Source organism: Burkholderia sp. F1 (assembly GCF_050813845.1).
GTDB lineage: Bacteria > Pseudomonadota > Gammaproteobacteria > Burkholderiales > Burkholderiaceae > Burkholderia > Burkholderia ubonensis.
Genome location: NZ_CP172422.1, coordinates 1,652,649 through 1,673,936, shown reverse-complemented (window position 1 = coordinate 1,673,936; position 21,288 = coordinate 1,652,649). Strand labels below are relative to the sequence as shown.

18 protein-coding genes are annotated in these 21,288 nt (G+C 63.1%); all 18 read right to left on the bottom strand.

The annotated features are described in order from the left end of the window. Positions 1-718 precede the first annotated feature (718 nt). The gene (locus tag ACFIMZ_RS26420) at positions 719-2,173 is read right to left on the bottom strand and encodes an NAD(P)(+) transhydrogenase (Re/Si-specific) subunit beta (RefSeq protein WP_431825220.1); all 1,455 of its coding nucleotides are present in this window, start codon (positions 2,171-2,173) and stop codon (positions 719-721) included. Continuing rightward, the gene (locus tag ACFIMZ_RS26415) at positions 2,170-2,487 is read right to left on the bottom strand and encodes an NAD(P) transhydrogenase subunit alpha (RefSeq protein WP_431825219.1); all 318 of its coding nucleotides are present in this window, start codon (positions 2,485-2,487) and stop codon (positions 2,170-2,172) included. Before ACFIMZ_RS26415 ends, ACFIMZ_RS26420 begins: the two co-directional genes overlap by 4 nt. A gap of 12 nt (positions 2,488-2,499) precedes the next feature. Then, the gene (locus ACFIMZ_RS26410) at positions 2,500-3,639 is read right to left on the bottom strand and encodes a Re/Si-specific NAD(P)(+) transhydrogenase subunit alpha (protein WP_431825218.1); all 1,140 of its coding nucleotides are present in this window, start codon (positions 3,637-3,639) and stop codon (positions 2,500-2,502) included. 140 nt (positions 3,640-3,779) lie between these two features. After that, positions 3,780-4,508, bottom strand: coding sequence for a hypothetical protein (locus ACFIMZ_RS26405; RefSeq protein ID WP_431825217.1), 729 nt, complete (start codon positions 4,506-4,508; stop codon positions 3,780-3,782). Positions 4,509-4,527: 19 nt separating this feature from the next. After that, the gene (locus ACFIMZ_RS26400; protein WP_431825216.1) at positions 4,528-5,205 is read right to left on the bottom strand and encodes a hypothetical protein; all 678 of its coding nucleotides are present in this window, start codon (positions 5,203-5,205) and stop codon (positions 4,528-4,530) included. A gap of 37 nt (positions 5,206-5,242) precedes the next feature. Then, positions 5,243-5,899: a c-type cytochrome gene (locus ACFIMZ_RS26395; RefSeq protein ID WP_431825215.1), complete on the bottom strand. Its 657-nt coding sequence runs from the start codon at positions 5,897-5,899 to the stop codon at positions 5,243-5,245. A gap of 10 nt (positions 5,900-5,909) precedes the next feature. Then, positions 5,910-7,394 carry a flavin monoamine oxidase family protein gene (locus ACFIMZ_RS26390; protein WP_431825214.1) on the bottom strand — a complete coding sequence of 495 codons (1,485 nt, stop codon included), beginning with the start codon at positions 7,392-7,394 and terminating at the stop codon, positions 5,910-5,912. Between the two features lie 435 nt (positions 7,395-7,829). Continuing rightward, a complete protein-coding gene (locus tag ACFIMZ_RS26385) occupies positions 7,830-8,774 on the bottom strand; it encodes an electron transfer flavoprotein subunit alpha/FixB family protein (protein WP_431825213.1) in 945 nt (314 codons plus the stop codon). Positions 8,775-8,790: 16 nt separating this feature from the next. Then, positions 8,791-9,540 carry an electron transfer flavoprotein subunit beta/FixA family protein gene (locus tag ACFIMZ_RS26380; protein WP_431825212.1) on the bottom strand — a complete coding sequence of 250 codons (750 nt, stop codon included), beginning with the start codon at positions 9,538-9,540 and terminating at the stop codon, positions 8,791-8,793. Between the two features lie 105 nt (positions 9,541-9,645). Continuing rightward, positions 9,646-10,935, bottom strand: coding sequence for an acyl-CoA dehydrogenase family protein (locus ACFIMZ_RS26375; protein ID WP_431825368.1), 1,290 nt, complete (start codon positions 10,933-10,935; stop codon positions 9,646-9,648). 41 nt (positions 10,936-10,976) lie between these two features. Then, positions 10,977-11,468 carry a hypothetical protein gene (locus tag ACFIMZ_RS26370; RefSeq protein ID WP_431825211.1) on the bottom strand — a complete coding sequence of 164 codons (492 nt, stop codon included), beginning with the start codon at positions 11,466-11,468 and terminating at the stop codon, positions 10,977-10,979. Between the two features lie 11 nt (positions 11,469-11,479). After that, a complete protein-coding gene (locus tag ACFIMZ_RS26365; protein ID WP_431825210.1) occupies positions 11,480-12,721 on the bottom strand; it encodes a thiolase family protein in 1,242 nt (413 codons plus the stop codon). Between the two features lie 25 nt (positions 12,722-12,746). Next, positions 12,747-14,300 carry an AMP-binding protein gene (locus tag ACFIMZ_RS26360; protein WP_431825209.1) on the bottom strand — a complete coding sequence of 518 codons (1,554 nt, stop codon included), beginning with the start codon at positions 14,298-14,300 and terminating at the stop codon, positions 12,747-12,749. Positions 14,301-14,342: 42 nt separating this feature from the next. Then, positions 14,343-15,473, bottom strand: a complete 1,131-nt coding sequence (locus ACFIMZ_RS26355; RefSeq protein WP_431825208.1) for a saccharopine dehydrogenase family protein — start codon at positions 15,471-15,473, stop codon at positions 14,343-14,345. A 175-nt stretch (positions 15,474-15,648) separates the two neighbouring features. Further along, positions 15,649-16,614 (bottom strand): WD40/YVTN/BNR-like repeat-containing protein, encoded by a 966-nt coding sequence (locus ACFIMZ_RS26350; RefSeq protein ID WP_431825207.1) that lies wholly within the window; start codon positions 16,612-16,614, stop codon positions 15,649-15,651. Between the two features lie 31 nt (positions 16,615-16,645). Then, positions 16,646-16,834: a hypothetical protein gene (locus ACFIMZ_RS26345; RefSeq protein ID WP_431825206.1), complete on the bottom strand. Its 189-nt coding sequence runs from the start codon at positions 16,832-16,834 to the stop codon at positions 16,646-16,648. A gap of 140 nt (positions 16,835-16,974) precedes the next feature. Further along, entirely contained in the window at positions 16,975-19,335 is a 2,361-nt protein-coding gene (locus ACFIMZ_RS26340; protein ID WP_431825205.1) for an efflux RND transporter permease subunit, read from the bottom strand. A gap of 63 nt (positions 19,336-19,398) precedes the next feature. Continuing rightward, the gene (locus ACFIMZ_RS26335) at positions 19,399-21,234 is read right to left on the bottom strand and encodes a DUF1302 domain-containing protein (RefSeq protein WP_431825204.1); all 1,836 of its coding nucleotides are present in this window, start codon (positions 21,232-21,234) and stop codon (positions 19,399-19,401) included. Positions 21,235-21,288 lie beyond the last annotated feature (54 nt).

Below are 21,288 nucleotides of genomic sequence, written 5' to 3'. Positions count from 1 at the left end.
GGGCTAAGAACCTGCCGAAGCAGCTGACCAGCCTCTCCCAAACCACCCTTTATACAGATCCACATCGGCGGTTCGAGCCCCCACCTCTTACCCTCGCGGCGGGCATCGAGTTGGATCAAATTTGCACATCAAAGACCCACAAATAAAACCGCGATGACCTAATAATAGAACCGCAGCGACCTAGATGCAAGGCGATCAAAAGTAGGGAAAACACCGAACGGTGCGAACGAGTTTTCTACTGTGACCACCTAAAAATGAGTCACCCCGGGAATTGAATGACCTCGCTAACCCCGGAGAACAACATCCTCAGGCGCGCAAAGCGCACGCGGCCTACCAATCGATCAGGTTCGACGTCGCCGATATTGAACGGGGCTATGTGCGAGTGCGGCGCCGATGGGACGGGTTCGGCTAAGAGTTACGCGAAGCTTGCAATCAAAGAAGGCCCAGAGCACTGGCGAGGGCTCGCTCCCGATTCCGTTGAACTTCATCGGGAGCGAGCCCTCGGCGCGACATGCTGTCACTACCGATTCACGCCACAGGCGAGCGAACACCATGCTGTTTCGTTTTCCCGTCGATTCGACCAGTTGTTCTGGGCGGTTCCGTTTAAGCTATCGGGGATAGCTGTCGTGCAATACGACGGTCAAGCGGGAAACTTGGCTCTTCGCTGACGAACCGGAACGCCAGACGAATGCATTAATACTTCATCAAGTCGTACAGGCTACTCGACTGCCTTCACCATGTCCTCGATGACCTTCTTCGCGTCGCCGAACACCATCAACGTCTTGTCCATGTAGAACAGGTCGTTGTCGAGGCCCGCGTAGCCGGCCGCCATCGAGCGCTTGTTGACGATCACCGTGCGCGCCTTGTACGCCTCGATGATCGGCATCCCCGCGATCGGCGATGTCGGGTCGTTCTTCGCGGCCGGGTTCACCACATCGTTCGCACCGAGCACCAGCACGACGTCGGCCTGGCCCATCTCGCCGTTGATGTCCTCCATCTCGAACACGATGTCGTACGGCACTTCGGCTTCCGCGAGCAGCACGTTCATGTGCCCCGGCATCCGCCCGGCAACCGGATGGATCGCGTAGCGCACGTCGACGCCCTTCTCGATCAGTTTGTCGGTCAGCTCCTTCAACGCGTGCTGCGCGCGGGCCACAGCTAGGCCATAGCCCGGCACGATCACGACAGATTCCGCGTTGCCGAGCATGAACGACGCATCCTCGGCCGAACCCGACTTCACCGGCCGCTGCTCCTGTGCGCCCGCGGCGCCACCGGCCGCCGCCTCGCCGCCGAAGCCGCCGAGGATCACGTTGAAGAACGAGCGGTTCATCGCGTGGCACATGATGTACGACAGGATCGCGCCCGACGAGCCGACCAAGGAGCCTGCGATGATCAGCATCGCGTTGTTCAGCGAGAAGCCGATGCCCGCCGCCGCCCAACCTGAGTACGAGTTCAGCATCGACACGACCACCGGCATGTCCGCGCCGCCGATCGGGATGATGATCAGCACGCCGAGCACGAACGCGATCGCCGTCATGATCACGAACGGCAGCCACGACTGCGTGAGGACGAACAGCACGCCGAAGCCGAGCATCGCGAGCGCAAGCATCAGGTTGATCAGGTGCTGGCCCGCATACACGACCGGCGCGCCCTGGAACAGCCGGAACTTGTACTTGCCCGACAGCTTGCCGAACGCGATCACCGAACCGGAGAACGTGATCGCGCCGACGAACGTGCCGATGAACAGCTCGACCCGGTTGCCGTACGGAATGAAGTTCGACACCGTCGCGTCCTGCGGCACGAGCCCGAACGCTTCCGGCTCGGCCACCACCGCATACGCGATGCACACCGCCGCAAGACCGATCAGCGAGTGCATCGCCGCGACGAGTTCCGGCATCTTGGTCATCTCGACGCGCGCGGCGACCGCCGCGCCGACCGCGCCGCCGACCACCAGCGCGCCGAGCACGAGCCCGAGGCCGAGCGGCAGGTTCGCGCCGAGCCACGCGGCCTGCTTGAAGATCAGCGCGACCGTCGTGAGGATCGCGATCCCCATCCCGACCATCCCGAACAGGTTGCCGCGCCGCGCGCTCTTCGGGTTCGACAGCCCCTTCAGCGCCTGGATGAAGCAGACCGACGCGATCAGGTAAAGGAGCGTAACGACGTTCATGCTCATCGCGCGCCCTCCTTCGCCGCCTTCGGCTCCTTCTTGCGGAACATCTCGAGCATTCGTCTCGTGACGAGGAACCCGCCGAACACGTTGACCGCCGCCAGCGCGACGGCCAGCGTGCCGAAGATCTTGCCTGTCCCGCCGACCGTCAGCGCGGCGGCGAGCATCGCGCCGACGATCACGATCGCCGAGATCGCGTTCGTCACCGCCATCAGCGGCGTGTGCAGCGCCGGCGTGACGTTCCACACCACGTGGTAGCCGACGTACACCGCCAGCACGAAGATGATCACGTTGATCACCGTGTGATTGATGACTTCCATGGTCCCCTCCGGTTATTTGCGCGCGACTTCGCCGTCGCGGCACAGCAGCGTCGCGGCGACGATGTCGTCGGTCAGGTCGATGTTGAGCGTGCCTTCCTTCGTGACGATCAGCTTCACGAAGTCGAGCAGGTTGCGCGCATACAGCGCCGACGCGTCCGAGGCGACCATCGCCGGGAGATTCGTGTAGCCGGCGATCGTCACGCCGTGGTGCACGATCACCTGGTCGGCGACCGTCAGCGGGCAGTTGCCGCTCTTGCGGCCGTCGAATTCCGGGCCGCGGCCGGCCGCGAGATCGACCAGCACCGAGCCGGGCTTCATCGACTGCGCGGTTTCGACCGAGATCAGCGTCGGCGCCGGGCGCCCGGGAATCAGTGCGGTGGTGATCACGATGTCGGCCTGCTTCGCGCGCTCGTGCACGAGCGCGGCCTGGCGACCGAGCCACGACGGCGGCATCGGGCGCGCGTAGCCACCAACGCCCTGCGCCGCCTCGCGCTCTTCGTCGGTTTGGAACGGGACGTCGAGGAATTTCGCGCCGAGCGACTCGATCTGCTCCTTCACGGCCGGCCGCACGTCGGATGCCTCGATTACTGCGCCGAGGCGCTTCGCGGTCGCGATCGCCTGCAGGCCCGCGACGCCCGCGCCGAGAATCAGCACCCGCGCGGCCTTCACGGTGCCCGCGGCGGTCATCAGCATCGGGAAGAAGCGCGGATACAGCGCCGCGGCGACCAGCACGGCCTTGTAGCCCGCGATGTTCGCCTGCGACGACAGCACGTCGAGACTCTGCGCACGCGTCGTGCGCGGCGCGGCTTCGAGCGCGAAGCCCGTCACGCCGGCAGCGGCGAGCTTCGCCGCCTGCTCGCCGTTGAACGGCTCGAGCATGCCGACCAGCACTGAGCCGCGCTTGAGCGATAGCAGTTCGGTGTCGGTGGGCGCCTGGACCTTCAGCACCAGTTCCGCACCGAACGCGGCGGTGGCATCGCCAAGCTCCGCGCCGGCGGCTATGAACGCGTCGTCATCGAAACTGGCGTCGGTTCCGGCGCCGCGCTGGATCGTGACCCGGTGACCCTGCGATACGTACTTCCTGACCGTTTCGGGCGTCGCGGCAACGCGCGTTTCACAAACGCGCGTCTCTGCAGGCACTCCGATGTGCATATGTGTCTCTTCTTGATGTTTGAGGAAAGTGGCGACAACAAAAAACCATGTGTGCAGCACTCTGCTGACGTTCGCTCGTCTATCGAGTGCTGCTCACTGATCAAGCCAGAACGAGTCCAGAAATCAGCGCTAGAAGCGCGTTATCCAACAGCAACGGGACTCGGTGCCACGGCTCTTCCCGCACGCCGCAACAACTGCCAGCCGAACCACATCATCCATAATGGCAAGACCAGCACGACCACCATCTCGCTTGCATTGCTCAGTGCGTCGAGGTCCGGGAAAAAGCCAAACAGGAAAAAAAGCCCGAAAAACCAGCCGACGATCTTCAGGAGGATCGACCCGTTCCACCCCGCCTTCTTCAGGTGGTTGGCAGCGATCGGCGCCCAGAAGAGTACGAGCGGTCCCTCGCACCACCACAGCCCGTTTTGAGTGCCATTTGCTACGGTCGTCCATGCGGCCGCAGCAGCAGCTCTCGTCGCATCATCCCCGCCCGCGTACAGATGCGCGAGGGGATGATAGACCGCCAGTTGCATGGCCGCACCGCTGATCCCCAGCACTGCATAGAGCCCTATCGCGAACGCAATCATGTTGCCGAGCGCGCCCAGTTCGTCACGAAAGACGTGCAAAAAATAGCCTCCGACGACCAGAACCGCGAGATAGAAGCCGAACACGTCACAGAGCATGGACAGGCGGAACAGATCCCGCGTATCGGGCGGCAACGCCAGCATCGTTGCGCCGTGCAGCACCATGCCGACGTCCGAGCCGGTCACCATCGTCGAAAACACTATGTTGGCGTAAGCCAAGATACCGCCGATGATGGCGCTCCAGGCCGTGAAGCGCATCACCTTGCGCGAGGGTTGGTTCATCATGTTTCTCCGGGGGATAAAGTCAGTTTCCGCAAGGAACAGGGGAGATCAATGTCGCCCCCTTTTTCTGCGTACGCTCCAAAGCGCAATAGGCGTAATAGATTGCCGGCATAAAGTAAGCCCAAGTGTTCAGCGCAAACACGTAAAAATTGAGCACAACATTCGTTTCTTCCCCAGGTATCTTGTAGAAATCATAGATACATGCAATACCTTGAGATGTAACCAAAGCCAGCAACACGGCGATTGCCTGAGGTCTCGCCCCGATGCCTAGCAACCGCTTAATGAAGTACGCGAGGTAGATCGACAGCAAAGTCCACATCGCCACGTAGTAGTAGGGCAGAATTCCAGCGATGAAATCGCTCCTTACCAGGACGAATGCACCTGCGAACGAAGCCATGAACACCGCCACATCCTGGCGAATCGATGGTTTATAGCCATGCGTAACGGCCATCATTCCTGCAACAGAGATAATCGGCATGCCGAATCCTCTCGAAAACGCGTCAAAGAAGTGCGATATCTCATATGAAATCGCCGATCCGATAGCAAAGAATCCAATGACGTTCGTCGCAGAAATTCCGACAATCCACATTTCTATTCCGAGGAGATAATTCCGCTTCTTCCAAAACCTCCATCCGTAGAAATATGAACTTAACGCCAACAAGACGCTTGAGAGGCAAAGAATCAAAGCCCTTATGTCCACGATCTCTCCCAAAAAAATGTAACCATCAATTCATCAATCACTTTTTCTTCGGATCAAGACTGGCAAGATAGGTGGCCATTGCCTTGCGATCTTCTAGTGAAGCGCGCGTCGCAATGCTTTTCATCATGCCGGTTGGCTCGCTGCGCACGCCAGAAGCGAATCCGTCGAACTGGGCCAGCAAGTATTCGAATCCTTGTCCGGCGAGACGCGGAAATTGGCCTTGGCCCATCAGTTCAGCACCGTGGCATGCGGCGCAATTGCCTGCTGCAACCAGTTGCCGACCTTTCTCGCGAATTTGGGCATCAGACTTGAAGTAATGATTCGGAACAGGCGTTGCCTTGGAAAAATAATCCGCGAGGGATTTGATCTGGGCATCGCCCATCGTCATCGCCAACGGACCCATGGTCGGATTGCGTCGCGTCTCGGTGGCAAAATTATGAAGCTGGGTTTCCAGGTAAGGGGCTGGTTGGCCTGCCAGACTCGGATAGTTTTGATTAAGCGAATTGCCTTTGACACCGTGGCAAACAACACAAGTATCGGTCACACGTGGCCATGGGCCGCCGTCTGCCTGAGAGGCCTCTGACGACACCGTGATGTAGCTCTGAAGCCGATAAAGATTCAGGAGATCTGCACCGAACGCGACACCCAGCAGAACAATGACTACCGGGATGCCGAACAACAGGAATTTCTTCATATCCACTCCTCTATGCTCGGCGAAGCGCATTCAACGCCTGAAGAGCACCTTGATGTCCTGAGCGCACGGCGCCATCCATGTATCCGGCCCAGATGTTCGCGGTCTCAGTCCCTGACCAGATCAGATTGCCGCACGACGGGTGCAGTGCCTCGCCATGAGCACTCCAAAAGCCGGGCGGGATGGCGGAGACACATGTGATCGTCCAGGGGTCGGCTTTACCCCAGTCCTGGTCGTGATACGCAATCGGAGACAAGGCTTGCTGCCCCCACGCCTTGGCATACAGTTCTGTCTGCATGGACATTGCTGCTTCCCGCTCCGAGGGAACCATTGAATTCATGACAAATGCATTGATGACGCCAACTTCCCCGCCAGGTGGAGAGTTGTCGAAAGCCCAGATAATCGGCCCATTGACTTGAAAGATGCTGCCGTTCATTCCCTTGTCGCGCCAGAACGGACGACGGTAGACCATGGCCGTCTTCCTCCCAGGTGAATGGGCAGGCCATGCGCGCTGCAGCGCGGCTCGTTTCTCAGGCAGAGGCGGATCGAACTGCACCTGATGACACAATGCCGGGTGGATAGCCATGATGACTTTCCGGGCCCGCACCTCTCCACGGTCGGTATGCAACGTGACGACATCATGTTCCCAACCGGAGATCCGGCGAACCGGAGTCGACAAACGCACCTTGTCGCCCAACTGCTGTGCCATCTTGATGCTGAGGATTTGCGAACCGCCAATGAACCGGGTCTCCTGGGCGCTGTGCTTGATGCCATCGAGCTGCGAGTAGTCGCAATCGGCCGAATTGATCATGGAGAGGAAATGCAATAGCCCCATCTTGGCCGGCGTCGCACCGCCGGACAGAGCGATGCTCGCGTTCCATCCGACCTGGTCTTCTGGCTTGATATTCTGTTTGGCCAGCCAATCACCCACCGAGAGCCGGTCAAGCTCGCCGCGCCGTGGAGATGTCCAGGGGGCTCCCGAGGGCACGTCGCGCGACTCCTTGCCGAGCTTTGCCCCGACAGCCTCGTCAGTGCCGAAGGTACCCTTCAGATCGACCGCCACCAGGCCGTCGCCGCCAAGAATGACCGTCTTTCCGTCGTAGTAGGTCGGGAACGTACCGACTCCCAGTTCACGGGCGAGATCCGCGACGGCCGTCTGACCGGGCCCGATCCATTGTCCGCCGACTTCGGAGACGTACCCCCCCTCGATGTTGAAATTGAGCGTTCGCCCCCCGACTCGGTCTCGGGCTTCCAACACCAGAAACGATTCGCAGCCGGCCCGGCGCAGGTCTCGCGCGGCAGTCAATCCCGCCAGCCCCGCCCCGACGATGACGACGTCAAGTACGTCGCCCGAATTGCCCGCGGCCTTGGCGACGTCGGCGCTCGCCCGCCCGACGCCCAACGTGAAACTGCCCACGGCAGCCGCAGCGCTGGCGTACTTGAGCAATTGCCTGCGCTGCAGATTGGCTGAGGTGTCAGCGGAAGGTTTCTCTTCCATGATGGCTCCGTCACTGTGATGAAATTCAATGTTTTTTATTTGCATATCGAATCGATTGAATCCGTGATCCGGATGGCGCTACAGGTTTCGAGTGAGCGATCTCCGGCTTCATCGCACGCGTGAATCGCCTGGGACCTTCTCCGCATTGACGGCTCCTTGAAGCCGGCCACGTGTCGCTCCAGATAGCGTGCCGCCCCGGAAAAGTCGAACTGCCGCGAAGCGCTCGTCACTGTCCGGATCGTTCCGTGCCGCAAATCAGCCGCACTCCAACAAGTCGCTCGATATCGCCCGGGAAAGCGGCGGCAATTCGTCGGGATGCTCATGGCCGAGCGCACCGCCCCGCATCGCGTGCGACGACCGGGGGGGCATCCCGGCTTGTACGATTTCCTGCGCGCGCAACCGATTCCGAATCGTCCGGACTGATCGACTCCTCACTCAAATCGCAGACGTCAGCTCCGGCACGGCCTGAAACAGGTCGGCTACGAGCCCGTAGTCCGCCACGCTGAAGATCGGCGCTTCCGGATCCTTGTTGATCGCCACGATTACCTTCGAGTCCTTCATGCCGGCCAGGTGCTGGATCGCGCCCGAAATGCCGATCGCGATATACAACTGCGGCGCGACGATCTTGCCCGTCTGGCCGACCTGGTAGTCGTTCGGCACGTAGCCCGCATCCACCGCCGCGCGCGACGCGCCCAGCGCCGCGCCCAGCTTGTCCGCGAGCGGCGCCAGCACCTTCATGTAGCTCTCGCCGCTACCCAGGCCGCGGCCGCCCGACACGATGATGTGCGCGCTCGTCAGCTCCGGACGGTCCAGCTTCGTCACTTCACGGCTCACGAACTGCGAAATGCCCGCATCGGCCGCCGCGTCGATCGTCTCGACCGCCGCGTGGCCGCCTTCCGCGTCCACTGGATCGAAGCCCGTCGCACGAACCGTAATGACCTTGATCGGATCGCTCGATTGAACCGTCGCAATCGCATTGCCTGCGTAGATCGGCCGCTCGAACGTGTCGGCCGAATCGACCGCCGTGATGTCCGAGATCTGCGCGACGTCGAGCTTCGCCGCGATGCGCGGCGCGATGTTCTTGCCGTACGCGGTTGCCGGAACCAGAATGTGCGAATAGTCCTTCGCGATGTTCAGCGCGGTCGCGTCGACGTTTTCCGCGAGACCGTCGGCCAGTTGCGGCGCGTCGGCCAGCAGCACCTTCGACACACCCGTGATCCTCGCCGCCGCATCCGCGGCCGCGTGCGCGTTGTGTCCTGCGACCAGCACATGGATCGCCTGGTCGATGAACATCGCGACTACCGCCGCCGCCGCCACCGTGTTCAGCGTCGCGGCCTTGATCGACGCGTTGTCGTGTTCTGCAATCACCAGAATCGTCATTTCTTTCCGCTCCCTCTTACAGCACCTTGGCTTCGGTCTTCAGCTTCTCGACCAGCGTCTTCACGTCCGGCACCTTCACGCCCGCCGCGCGCTTCGGCGGCTCGACCACCTTCAGCGTCTTCAGACGCGGCGCAACGTCGACCCCGAGGTCTTCCGGCTTCACCGTGTCCAGCGGCTTCTTCTTCGCCTTCATGATGTTCGGCAGCGTCACGTAGCGCGGCTCGTTCAGGCGCAGGTCGGTCGTGACCACGGCCGGCAGCGTCAGCGACAGCGTTTCCGCGCCGCCGTCGACTTCACGCGCAACGGTCGCCTTGCCGTCGGCCACCGTCACCTTCGATGCGAACGTCGCTTGCGGCAGGCCCGCCAGCGCAGCCAGCATCTGGCCGGTCTGGTTCGAATCGTCGTCGATCGCCTGCTTGCCGAGGATCACCAGTTGCGGCAGCTCCTTGTCGACCAGCGCCTTTAGGATCTTCGCGACGGCCAGCGGCTCGACGCCGTCGTTCGCTTCGACGAGGATCGCGCGGTCCGCGCCGATCGCCAGCGCCGTGCGCAGCGTTTCCTGCGCTTGCGTAACGCCGACCGACACGGCGATCACTTCGGTCGCCAAGCCCGATTCCTTTAGGCGCACCGCCTCCTCAACGGCGATTTCGTCGAAGGGATTGATGCTCATCTTGATGTTTGCAAGATCGACGCCCGATCCGTCCGCCATGACGCGGACTTTCACATTGGCATCGACGACGCGCTTCACTGCTACCAGCACCTTCATGACCTCTCCTTGCTCATTCCATTCGGAATCGCGGGGATTCCGCCTTCATCGCGCGGGTGACCTCACGGCAGACCGGCTTGGTCACCCTCGTCGATGGCGACGCCCTTACTCCTTCGTCCACCCGTCCTGGTAGAGCTGGCTGGCCAGCACACCGAGGCGCATGGTGAGGACATAGTTCTCGCCGTCCTCGATCAGCGCGGAGCGGCAATCGCGGAAGATCTTCTCGATCGGATACTCACGCGTGGTGCCGTTGCCGCCGAAGAGCTGAAAGGCCTCATTGACGACCTTCATCGCCTCTTCGGTCACACTGACCTTGGCCTGCGCGGACGCATACGGGTGGATCTGCGGCGACAGGCGCGAGTACGCCATGCTGCGACGGGCAATTGCACGCGCCATCTCTACCCGGCGCAGCATCTCGCCCAGGCGCAGTTGCGTCATCTGGTGCTCGATGAGCAGCGCGCCGCCCTGCTTGCGTTCGTGGCAATAGGCCAACGCGAGCTCGAATGCCGACCTCGCCACGCCGGTGAAGACCTGGCACATGTGCGTCCCGGCGTGCGACCACGCCGACGCGAAGTTGCCGAGATAGTCGTCCTTCAGCGCGATCGCGAAGCGCTTCGGCACCTTGACGTTGTCGAAGAAGATCTCGCCCTGCGGCAGCGCACGTTGGCCGATCTTTTCCAGCGGCTTGCCGCGCGAGATACCCGGCAGGTCCAGCGGAATGATCACCCCGATGCCGTGGGTGAACGCACCGCGCTCATCGGTGCCGTAGAAGCCGTCGCCGTAATCCGCCGCCATGTATGCCAGCGCCACCTGCGCGACCGCGCCGTTCGACACCCACGACGAGTACTGCCCGTTGATGACGATTTCGTCGACACCCACCTTCGCGGTGAGGTTGCCCAGCGGTTGCCTGCCGTGTGCGCTGAGCTCCTGGCGATAGAGGATCGCGCCGTCGGAGCCGCGGTCGGGCTGCGTATTCGACCAGCAGCCGATCTTGCCCGCGCACATGTCGATCAGTTCCTGGTTGCCGATCGACTGGGCCACCATCATCGGCATCATCGTCGCGCCCATCGAGATGGCCAGACCCGCATCGCCCCAGCCCATTTCTTCTGCGATGAGCGATTCGATCCGGATGGCCATGTCGGGAGGGAACTGGCTGATCAGTTGCGGGTCGAGCCCGAGCTTCGCAGCCTCAGCCATGGCAGTCCAGTACGGCGAACCGGGCGCGATGGCCTCCTCCGACTTCATGCGATCGAGCTCTCGGCCGATCGGGCGCATCACGTCGCGCGCGAAACGGTGGACGGTGCTCTGGATCGCACTTTCCTCCTCGCTCAACGGCGTCTCGAAACCGGTCAACCCGACCGACGGCAGCTCTACGTGTTTTCTCAGGCGAATCATAATTTGCTCCTCCTTTCCTTTTGCAGTGAATGCGCTCGTCTTCAAGCCGAAGCGTCGCGCGCCTTACGATTGACCCAGTCATCCAGTGCGTTCACGCCCGTCAGCGCGCCGTTGAAGGCACACCAGCGGAACGGCTCCGGTAATTGCGAGGGCGTCTTGTGGTCCAGTGCCGCCAGCAACGGCGGCTCGGACCCGCGAATCCGCTGGGCAATCATGTTCCCCAGCATGGATTGAGAGGCGACACCGTGCCCGGTACACCCGGCGGAGTAATAGATGTTCTGGTGGGCACCGGTCACATCGCCCACGAGCGACTGCATGTCGTCGGGCCTTTCGACCCACCCGCCAAGCGCCCGGTACTTCTCCAGGTCGGCCGTCGCCTTGGCGGACGCCACCGTCTGCGGGGGTGCGCTTCGCATGGCTGCCACGGCGGGCACCGCGACAGCGGCGACGGCCGCCCTTTTCACGAAGGTGCACCGCGTCATTCCGGAGTGACCCGCCGGCCCCTCCTGCCTGATATCGATACTCCTAGTCATCACGGACTCCTTCAATTTTTTGCCAGGACGTGGATGGCCAGTGCGGCTTCTTCGATGCCCTGGAAGCCCCCACCGTTTTCCTGGATCGCATGCCGCGCGCCCTGCACCTGGCGTGCACCGGCTTCACCACGCAATTGCGTCACCAGTTCGTGAAGCTGGCCGATGCCCGTCGCGCCCAGCGGGTGCCCCTTCGATTCGAGGCCGCCCGATGGATTGACGGGAATGCGCCCGCCGAGTGTGAATTCGCCCCGCTCGGCAGCAGGTCCGCCCTGGCCCAACGGCACCAGCCCAAGGTTTTCGGCCTGGATGATCTCGCCCATGGCCGACGCATCGTGGACTTCGGCGACGTCCATGTCCTCGGGGCCGAGGCCTGCCTGCTCGTAGGCCTGCAGCGCAGCCAGCCGGCCGATGTTCTTCTCCGGCTCGTCGATGCGCCGATGCGTGAAGCTGCGGATCACGCTTGCCGCGACCCTGATGCAACGGCTACGGTCTGCGCCGATGCGGCGCAGGCCCGCTTCGGTACAAAGGATGGCGGCAGCCGCACCGTCCGTGACCGGCGCGCACATCGGCAGCGTGATCGGATAGGTGATCGGCGGTGCCGCCAGTACCTCGTCGATCGTGAACGGCTTGCGGAACTGCGAGAGCGGGTTGTGCACCGAGTGCTGGTGGTTCTTGGCCGAAACCGCCGCGATCTGACGTTGCGTCGTGCCGTAGGTCTTCATGTGATAGCGGCACATCGCCGCGTAGACCGACATGAAGCGACTGTACGGCCGGTCCGATTCCGATCCAGGCGGCGGCTCGATGCCTTCGCCCAGCTTCATCAGGTTCGCGAAGTTCTCATCGACGCGAGACACGTCCCACCCGCCGTCGAACAACGCGAACGATCTCGCCTTGTCCGGGACGTTCATCTTCTCCACGCCGAGCGCCAGCGCGACGTCGCACGTACCAGCCTTCAGGCTTTGCACCGCCAGATGCACGGCCGTGCTGCCGGACGCGCACGCATTCTCGACGTTGAACACCGGAATGCCTTCGATGCCGATTTTGCTGAACACGACCTGGCCCGGGATCGACAGCTGGCCCTGCAGCGGCCCATTGGTGATGCCCGCATAGAAGGCCGCGCCGATCGCCTCGGCACCGCAGCCAGCATCCTGCAACGCGCCGCGCAGCGCCTCGCCCGCAAGATCGTCGAGGCTGCGCTCGAGATGCCGACCGAACACGGTCATCGCAATGCCGGCAATGTAGATGTTGCTCATCGTTTGTCTCTCGTCGTAAACCCGCTTAGATCTTGCGTTGCTGACCGTGCCAGTACTGCTCGCGCAGGTCCTTCTTCAACACCTTGCCGACCGTGCTGCGCGGCAGCGCGGCGACGAAATCCACGCTCTTGGGTGCCTTCACCGAGCCGAGCTTCTCCTTGCACAGCGCGACGAGCTCTTCGGCGCTCACGCTCTGGCCCGCGTTGAGCTCGACGACCGCCTTCACCGCTTCGCCCCACGTGTCGTCGGGCACGCCGATCACCGCGCAGTCCTGCACTGCCGGGTGCGCCCAGATCACCTGCTCGACTTCGCTCGGATACACGTTGAAGCCGCCACTGATGATCATGTCCTTCTTGCGGTCGGTGATGTGCAGGTAGCCTTCGGCATCGAGATGGCCAACGTCGCCCGTGTGCAGCCAGCCGTCGACGATCGTCTCGGCGGTCTTCTCGGGCGCGTTGTAGTAGCCCTTCATCACGAGGTCGCCGCGCACGCAGATTTCACCGGTCTCGCCTTGCGGCAGCACGTCGCCGCGATCGTTCAGGATCTCGACGCGAGTCAGCGGGTTCGGGCGGCCGACCGACGCCAGCCGTTCGTCGGACGCGAGCTTGCCGTCGACGAAATGCTCGGCCGGCGTCAGATAGGAAATCGACGCCGGGGCTTCGGTCTGCCCGTAGCCGCCGGCCATCACCGGGCCGAATACCTCGATCGCGCGCTTGAGCTTCTCCACCGACATCGGTGCGGCACCGTAGAGGAAGCATTTGAGCGACGAGAAATCCACCTTCTCGATGCCCGGAATGTCGAGCAGCCGGTAGATGACCGTCGGCGGCAGGAAGAACTCGGTGACCCCGTGCTTCGCGATTGCGCCGAGCAGCAGCGCGGGGTCGGGCTTCGGCAGCACGACCACCGTGCCGCCGCGCGACGTGCACGGCAGCGACAGCGTCCCCGTGGTGTGCGTCATCGGCGCCGCGGCGAGGTTCACCGGACGCTGCGTTCCGTACGGGAACGCCATCATGAACTGCGCAAAGTAGGTCTGAAGCGAGCGATGCGTGTTCATCACGCCCTTCGGCAAGCCGGTCGTGCCACCCGTCGCCGACAGCGTTACGACATCGTCCATCTGGTAGTCGACGACCGGTATCGTCGACGGCTGGCCTGCGATCCATGCATCCAGCGACGGCGCCCACGGCAACTCCGCATCGATGCACACCCAGAGCCGGACCTTGGGCAGACTTGAGCGCAGCGCTTCGATCGCCGGTGCGAACGCCTGCTGAAAGAACAGCACTTCGCAGTCGAACGCATCGAGAACGTACTGGTTCTCGGAGGGCGTGCTGCGCCCGTTGACAGGAATGTATGCCAGCCCAGCGCGCCACAGCCCGAGCGTGCAGCCCCAGGCCATGACGTCGTTGTCCGCCCACACCGCAGCCTTCGTTTCCTTGGCGAACCCGGCCGCGATCAGCCCGTTGGCGATGCGGCAGGACCGCTCGCCAGTTTCCTGGAACGAGTAGCTGCGCTCGCCCTGGATATATGCGATGGCGTGCGGGTCGATGCGCCACCCGCGGTCGAAGAAATCGATGATTGCCATTTCAGGTATTCCTATGTAGTTGTCCCGGCTCCGGGATGGCAATCAGAGCTGCGACACCGACGCGCGTGCGAGCCCGCGCTGCTCGAGGAAACCGAGCAGGTAGCGATGTCCGAACGCTTTCGAACCGGAAGCGAAGCCGACCTTTGTGGTCTCTCCTTCGATGAGCTTGATCGCGCAGGCGGTCTGGATCGCACCGGTCGAGATGTACGGCGTGATCCCGTGCACGGTCGCCCGCACTGATGCGAGCTGGCCGCGCCCGATCGCGAAGTCGACGGTGCGTTGAAGCGTCGTTCGTTCACGCGGCGGCATCGTCGGCGTGGTCGAGTCGACGAGCTGCTTCACGATCGCGTCCTGCTGCTCACGCGGCAGACCCTTGTACTCGGCTTCCCATTTCTGCCCAAATGCGTGTACTGTCCGCATCACGTTGTTGTCGTAGAAGCCGACTGCTGAGATACAGCTCCGCACGCGCGAATCCTGCTCGAAGTAGATGGGCAGCGACGTACCGCCCCACGGCAGGCAGAACACCGGCTCCAGGAAATCGGGCGAGGTGACGTTGAACGACGCACTCGCCGCGTGAGGCTCGAGTTTCTTCTCCCACAGGTAGCAGGCTTCCTGGCGATAGCCTTCGAAAATCGTCGCCGCCGAGCCAACGCTCACTCCCGCCGCCGCGCGCGGGCCCCGCGCCAGCGTGGCGGTTTCCAGCGCATCGACGCCCGGCGTCTCGAGCGCCAGCTCGGCGGCGATTTCGGCGAACGTGTACATGTATGCATTCGAAGGGGACACCAGCAACCCGGCTTGCCGATACTGTTCGCCGAACTGCTCGCGGACCGTGCGCATGTAGTACTGCTCGCCCGTGGTGTCGAGGTAATGGCACCCCGCCTTGAGCGCCGCTTCGACAGTGACGAGCCCGAAATCGGCAAACGGCCCGACGGTGTTGCACACGACCTTTGCGCCACGGAACGCCTTCACGAGCGAGTCGACGTTGTGTTCCACCTCGATGATCTCGTAGTTCGCCGATTCGAGGCGCACGACGCGTTGCGCCATCATTTCCTTCGTCCGGCCTGCATTGCGCGCGACCGCCGTGAACGGGATGTTCTGGTCGATCAGCCAGTCCATGACCAACATGCCGGTGTAACCGCTTGCGCCATAAACGACGACGGGATGCTTTGCCATGCTTGTCTCCTGATACGTGAGTGGTTGAAAGTTGAATCGCTAAAACTTGGGTGGTTGAAATCTTAAAATATTGAGTCTGTTCTCGATTAACTAGTAGTCCTTATTCAATATCATCGAGGGCTTTTGCTTGAATAATTTCATGAACGCGTGTGAACAAAGTACGAAACAGACATGCTCAGCGCGCCGTCAGCACACCATCCTGCGAGAACAAAATCGGCTTTCCGCCCGCGTCGGCCAGGGCCGCGGTCAGCGTTGCGCGATCCTGACGCTGGGAGACCTCCAACGACGCGCTGCCTGCGCGCTGCTTCAACTCCAGTCCGTCGAGCCCGACGCCGATCAGCCCGTCGCCGGTTGCGACGAGATCGGTGATTGAGCTCTTCGTCCCTGCATTCAGCGCCGACCAGGTCGTGCCGCCGTCGCTGCTCTGGAACAGGCTGCCGAGCAGGCCGCCAACCACGATCCGGCCGTCGGGCAGGGCCACGCCCGACCACAGCGAGCCTTTGCCGCCCGTCTCGAGATAGATCCAGTTCGCGCCACCGTCGCTCGACTTGAGCACGGTTCCCTGCTCCGCGGCGATGTAGAGGGCGCCCTTGCCATCGGCAAAGATGCGATAGAGATTTCGGTCCGCCTTGCCGCCTCGCGGTGGCTTCGGCAGCGTCGTCCGGGTCCACGTCTTGCCGCCGTCATGGGTCGACAGCATCAGCGACCACAGGCCGACCGCGATTCCGTCCTTGGCGCTGGTGAAGTTGACGGAGAACAGCGGCTGATCGACCAACGTGTCGATACGCTGCTTTTCCCACGATTCGCCGCCGTCGCTGGTCGCGAGAATCACGCCCCACTGGCCGACCGCCCAGCCATGCTGGGCGTCAGTGAAGGTGACAGCCGACAGCGCCGCCGAGACCGGCACGCGACGGGCCTGACGATAGGTCTTTCCATCGTCGTCCGACAGCAGCACGACGCCGTGCTCGCCGACGGCGACGATGCGTTTGCCCGCGCGCGTCGCGTCGGTCAGCATCATGTGGGTCGGTGCGGCCCACGCGTGAGCCGGCATCGCGGCCCAGTCCGCGACCGTTCCATGGGATTGCGCGAAGGCGGCCGCGGCGGCGCAGAGCGTGGTACAGGCAACAAGAGTCTTGATCATGGTCGCGCCTCGGTAGTGGTGTTCGCGGACGTCAGTGGGTGAACAGGCCAGCCCAGCCGGACTGCGCGCCGCCGTACGCAGCGGTCGACAACGTCGCCGACGCCGACTCGCGCGACGCGCGCCGCCAGGTCTTGCCGTCGTCGTCCGACAACAGAACGACCCCGCTTTCGTCGACAGCGACGATGTGCACGCCAGTGCGCGTGACGCTGGTAAGGTTCATGGGGAGCGGTGCCGTCCCAACAGCAACCGGTCCGTGGAATAGAGCGAATGCCGCTGCGGCAACGCAAAACGCGGTACAGCCAGCAAGGGGCTTGTTCATGGCAGGTTCTCCGTGGCGTTCGGGTATATCGATGGCTGAAGTCAATGAGTGAACAAGCCCGGCGCGCGCGCCGGCTTGCGGCGCGGGAACCAGCGCTCCAGCACCGACGCCAACGCGGGTAGCGCGGTCATCGCCATCAGCAGGTTGACGAGGAACATGAACGCCAGCAGCTTGCCCATGTCGGCCTGGAACTTCAGTGCCGAGAAGCTCCACGTCGCGACGCCGATCGCCAGCGTGATCGCGGTGAAGATCGTCGCCACGCCGACTTCGAGCATCGCGTGCTGGACCGCCTTCACAATGGTCTGGCCGCCGGCAAGGTGCACCTGCAGCCTGTTGTAGATGTAGAACGCGTAATCGACGCCGATACCCACCGCGAGCACCATGACCGGCAGCGTTGCCACCGTGAGCCCGATCTGCAGCTCCTTCATGAACCAGTAGCCGATGAAGGTCGCGACCGACAACGGCACGCAGCACGCGAGCATCGCGCGCCAGTCGCGATATGCGAGGAACACGAGGATCAGGATCGCCGCGTACACGTACAGCATCATCGGCAGCTCGCTCCTCTCGACCTCGTCGTTGGTGGCGGCCAGCACGCCGGCATTGCCCGCCGCGAGTCGGACGTTGATGCCCGGGAATACGTGCGACGCGCGGTACTCCTTCACGTCGTCGAGAATCCGGTTGATCGTCGTCGCCTTGTGATCGGTCAGGAACAGATGCACGGCCGTCATCCCGCAGTCGCTTTTCATGAAGCCCTTGACGCGCCCCGCATCGACCGACACCGCCCCGTAGTTTTCGGGGTCGATCGGCACGACGTTCATCTTCGGGTAGTCCTCGTTGTAGCCCTGGTTATAGGCGCGCAACATGCCCGAGTACGACTGCACCGACACGACGCCCGGCTCGGTGCGCATCGCCGCCGCGAAATCGTCTTCGTACAGCCCGACCGCCGGGTTGTCGCACGCTTTGCCGCTCGACTCGATCGCGACCGTGAGCCAGTCGAGGCCCATGTCGTAGTTGCCCGCGATCGACGTCGCGTCGCGGTTGAAGCGCGCATCCGCGCGCAGTTCCGGCGCGCCCGGCTGCAGTGTGCCGATCACGCGGTCGCGGCTTTGCCACGCGGCCAGCGCGAACACCGCCAGCGTCGCCGCGACGGTCACGCCCGCATACTTCGGCTGCGCGATGCGCGCGAGCCCGCGCAGCCATGCCGAGCGCCGCTCGCCGCGCTTCAGCGCGCTGTCCGCATAGGTCTTCGTGAAGTTGAAGCACGACGCCGCGACCGGCAGCAGGATCAGGTTCGTGACGATCTTGTATGCGACGCCGAGCGACGCGGTGATCGCGAGCTCACGCACCATCGGAATCGGAATCAGCAGCAGCGTGATGAACGACACGAACGCGGTGACGAGTGCGAGCACGCCCGGAATCAGCAGGCCGCTGAAGCTGTGTCGTGCCGCATCGAACGAACTGCTCCCGTGCGCAATCTCGCGCACGATGAAGTTCACCTGCTGCACGCCATGCGATACGCCGATCGCGAACACCAGAAACGGCACCAGCACCGCGAGCGGATCGAGCCCGAAACCGAGCAGCTTCAGCGTGCCGAACTGCCACACGAGCGACGTCAGCGAACACACGATCAGCAGCACCGTGAAGCGCACCGAATGGCAGTACCAGTACACCGCGAGCGCAGTCAGCAGCAGCGCGATCGCACAGAAGCCGAGCACGCCGGTCGCGCCGTCGGCGATGTCGCCGATCTGTTTCGCGAAGCCGATGATCTGGATCTCGTAGCCGGCGTCCTCGAACGGCTTGCGGATCTGCTGTTCGAGCAGACGGTTAAACGCGACATAGTCGAGCACCTTGCCCGCGCGGTCGCGCTCGTTCAGCTCGGCCGTGATCATCGCGCTGTCCTCGCCATGCGACACGAGCGTGCCGACATAGCCGCCCAGCGTCGTCGCACGGCGAATGCTCGCGACGGTCTCCGGCGTCAGCTGGTCCGGCGTGATCGTGCCGGAGATGATCGGCTCCGCGCGGAAGCCTTCGTCGGTGATTTCATTGACGAACGCGTTCGGCGTCCACAGCGAGCGCACCCCGATCCGGTCGACGTTCGGCAGGTACGTGACCGCCTGCGTCACGTTGTACAGGCGAGTCAGCCCTTCCTTCGACCAGATCGAACCGTGCTTCGCGCGCACGACCACCGTGATCCGGTTCGCGCCGAGCAGGTCGTTGCGGTATTGCTGGAACGTCCGGATGTACTCGTGGCCGATCGGCATCTGCTTTTCGAAGCCGGCGTCCATGCGCAACTGCACCGCGAACACGGCCATCGCGGCGGTGAACAGCCCGATCGCGGCAAGCACGATCGCGCGATGGCCGAAGAAGCTTCTTTCCAGACGGCTGACTAGACGATTGAGCACAACATTACCCCTTCAAGTATGCCGGCGGCGCACGACGTGTGCCGTCTCCCGCGGGTTACCCCGTCAGAAGTTCCGGGTCACGAACAAGCCGACGAAATTGCGATCCGCGTACGGCTGCCCGACCGTCTGGTGCCCGCCGAAGAACGCCGCGAAGTTAATGCCCGCCTGCCACTTCGGCGGATTCTGGTTGAACAGCACGTAGACGTTCAATGATTTCGCGCCCTGCATGTAGTTCGCGCTGAACGTCGGCGTGTATCCGTAGAGCCCGGTGGTGAAGGTCACGCCGGGCGTCACCTGCCAGCCGGGGATCAGCGTGCCGTCATACGTCCAGTTGAAGTCGATCGTCGCGCCCACCGAGCTCGACGTGCCCTGCCCCGCCGTGATCGGATAGCCGAGCCCCGAGTTGTTGTTCAGCCACGGGAAATAGCCGGTCGCCGGCACCTGCGTGACCGGCTGGCCGTTGATCGTGCGCGTGACGCTCGACCCGAGGCCAGGGTAATAGATCCACGTCAGTTCCCAGGTCAGCGCGGCGGAATCCGCGCCGAGCAGCTTAAGGAACGGATACTCGCTGCGGGTCAGCGCCAGCAGGCCGTTGATGTCGAGCTGGAATTTCTTTTTGTCGACCCACTGCTGGCAGTTGGTCCCCGGTACGCCGTTCGTGTTCAGGTCCAGCGGGCCGCCCGCGCCGAAGCAGCTCGACAAGGCGACGGCGTCGCGCGGCCGGTACGACAGTTCCGTGCCGATCGCCCACGGGCCGAGGCCGAAGTTCGCGCTGGCGCCGAACAGCTGGCGGTTGCCGAGATACGACCACTGCGCGGTGCCGTTCGCCAGCGTCGAGAGCACCGGGGACTTGTCGATGTAGTTGATGTAGTAGAACGCGAAGTTCGCGTCGAACGAACGCGGCGAGTAGTTGAACTTCACGCCGAACTGCGGCCGGTATTTCGCCGGCAACTGCGTCGAGACCGGAATGCCGATGTCGTTGAACGGCGGCCCGGAAAAGCTGCCGTTCACGAGCCCGTTCTTGATGCCGTCGAGTGCGCCGGAGTTGCCCTTGTCGAGCCCCGTCAGCCCCGCGATCGTGCCCGCGCTGGGGCCCGCCACGTTGAGGTTGTTCGTGTTGATCGTGAACGGTTCCGCACCACGGCCGAACACGTTGGCCAGCGACCAGTACGAGCCGACCGGCGGGTAGCGGTTGCCGTTCCACTGGAACTGGTAGTAGGCCTCGGTGCTGAACCCGTGGGACAGACCGGTTGCGAAGCTCAGCATCGGCGCCGGGAGCAGCGCCTGCTTGAGCTGCGCGCCCGGGATCAGCAGCTTCTGGGTATCGAGCGAGTTGGTCGCGTTGATGCCGCTTTGCGCGAACATGCTCTCGCCCCAGTTGATCACCTGGTTGCCGAGTCGCACGTGCGCTGCCTGCCCGTTGATCGTGAAGTCCTTCTGCGCCCACAGGTCGAGCAGTTGCGCGTTGTAGACCACCTGCGCCGACGCGGTACTCGACAGCGGCGTCCGGGCCGTATTCCCCGCGAGGAAGTCGTACATCCCCGTGCCGCGCACCATGAACTTGAGCCCCTCGCTTGGCATCTTCAGCAGCAACTCGCTGGTCGCGCTCACGTACGTGCTGAATGGCTGCCCCTTGCGGTAATTCAGGTCGCCGTTGTCGCTGGCCCCCCATTGGTTGACGTTGGCGGCTGCCCCGCAGCCGTACGCGTTCGGATCGCCGGTGAGCGAGCAGCTCGGATTCTTGGTCCGAATCCCCATGCCTGCCGTGAGATTGGTGACGAACGAGCCCTGAACGGCACCTTCCCCCATCGTAAAATCGTAACCGTATGCACTCGACGTCGCCGCACCCAGCACGGCAATCGAAACTGTAGTATGTCTAACTACCTTATTCGCTTTCATCGCGCCACCCCATCTCCAGACCGGGTGCAGACGGCGCATCCGCGCGCGTCCGCT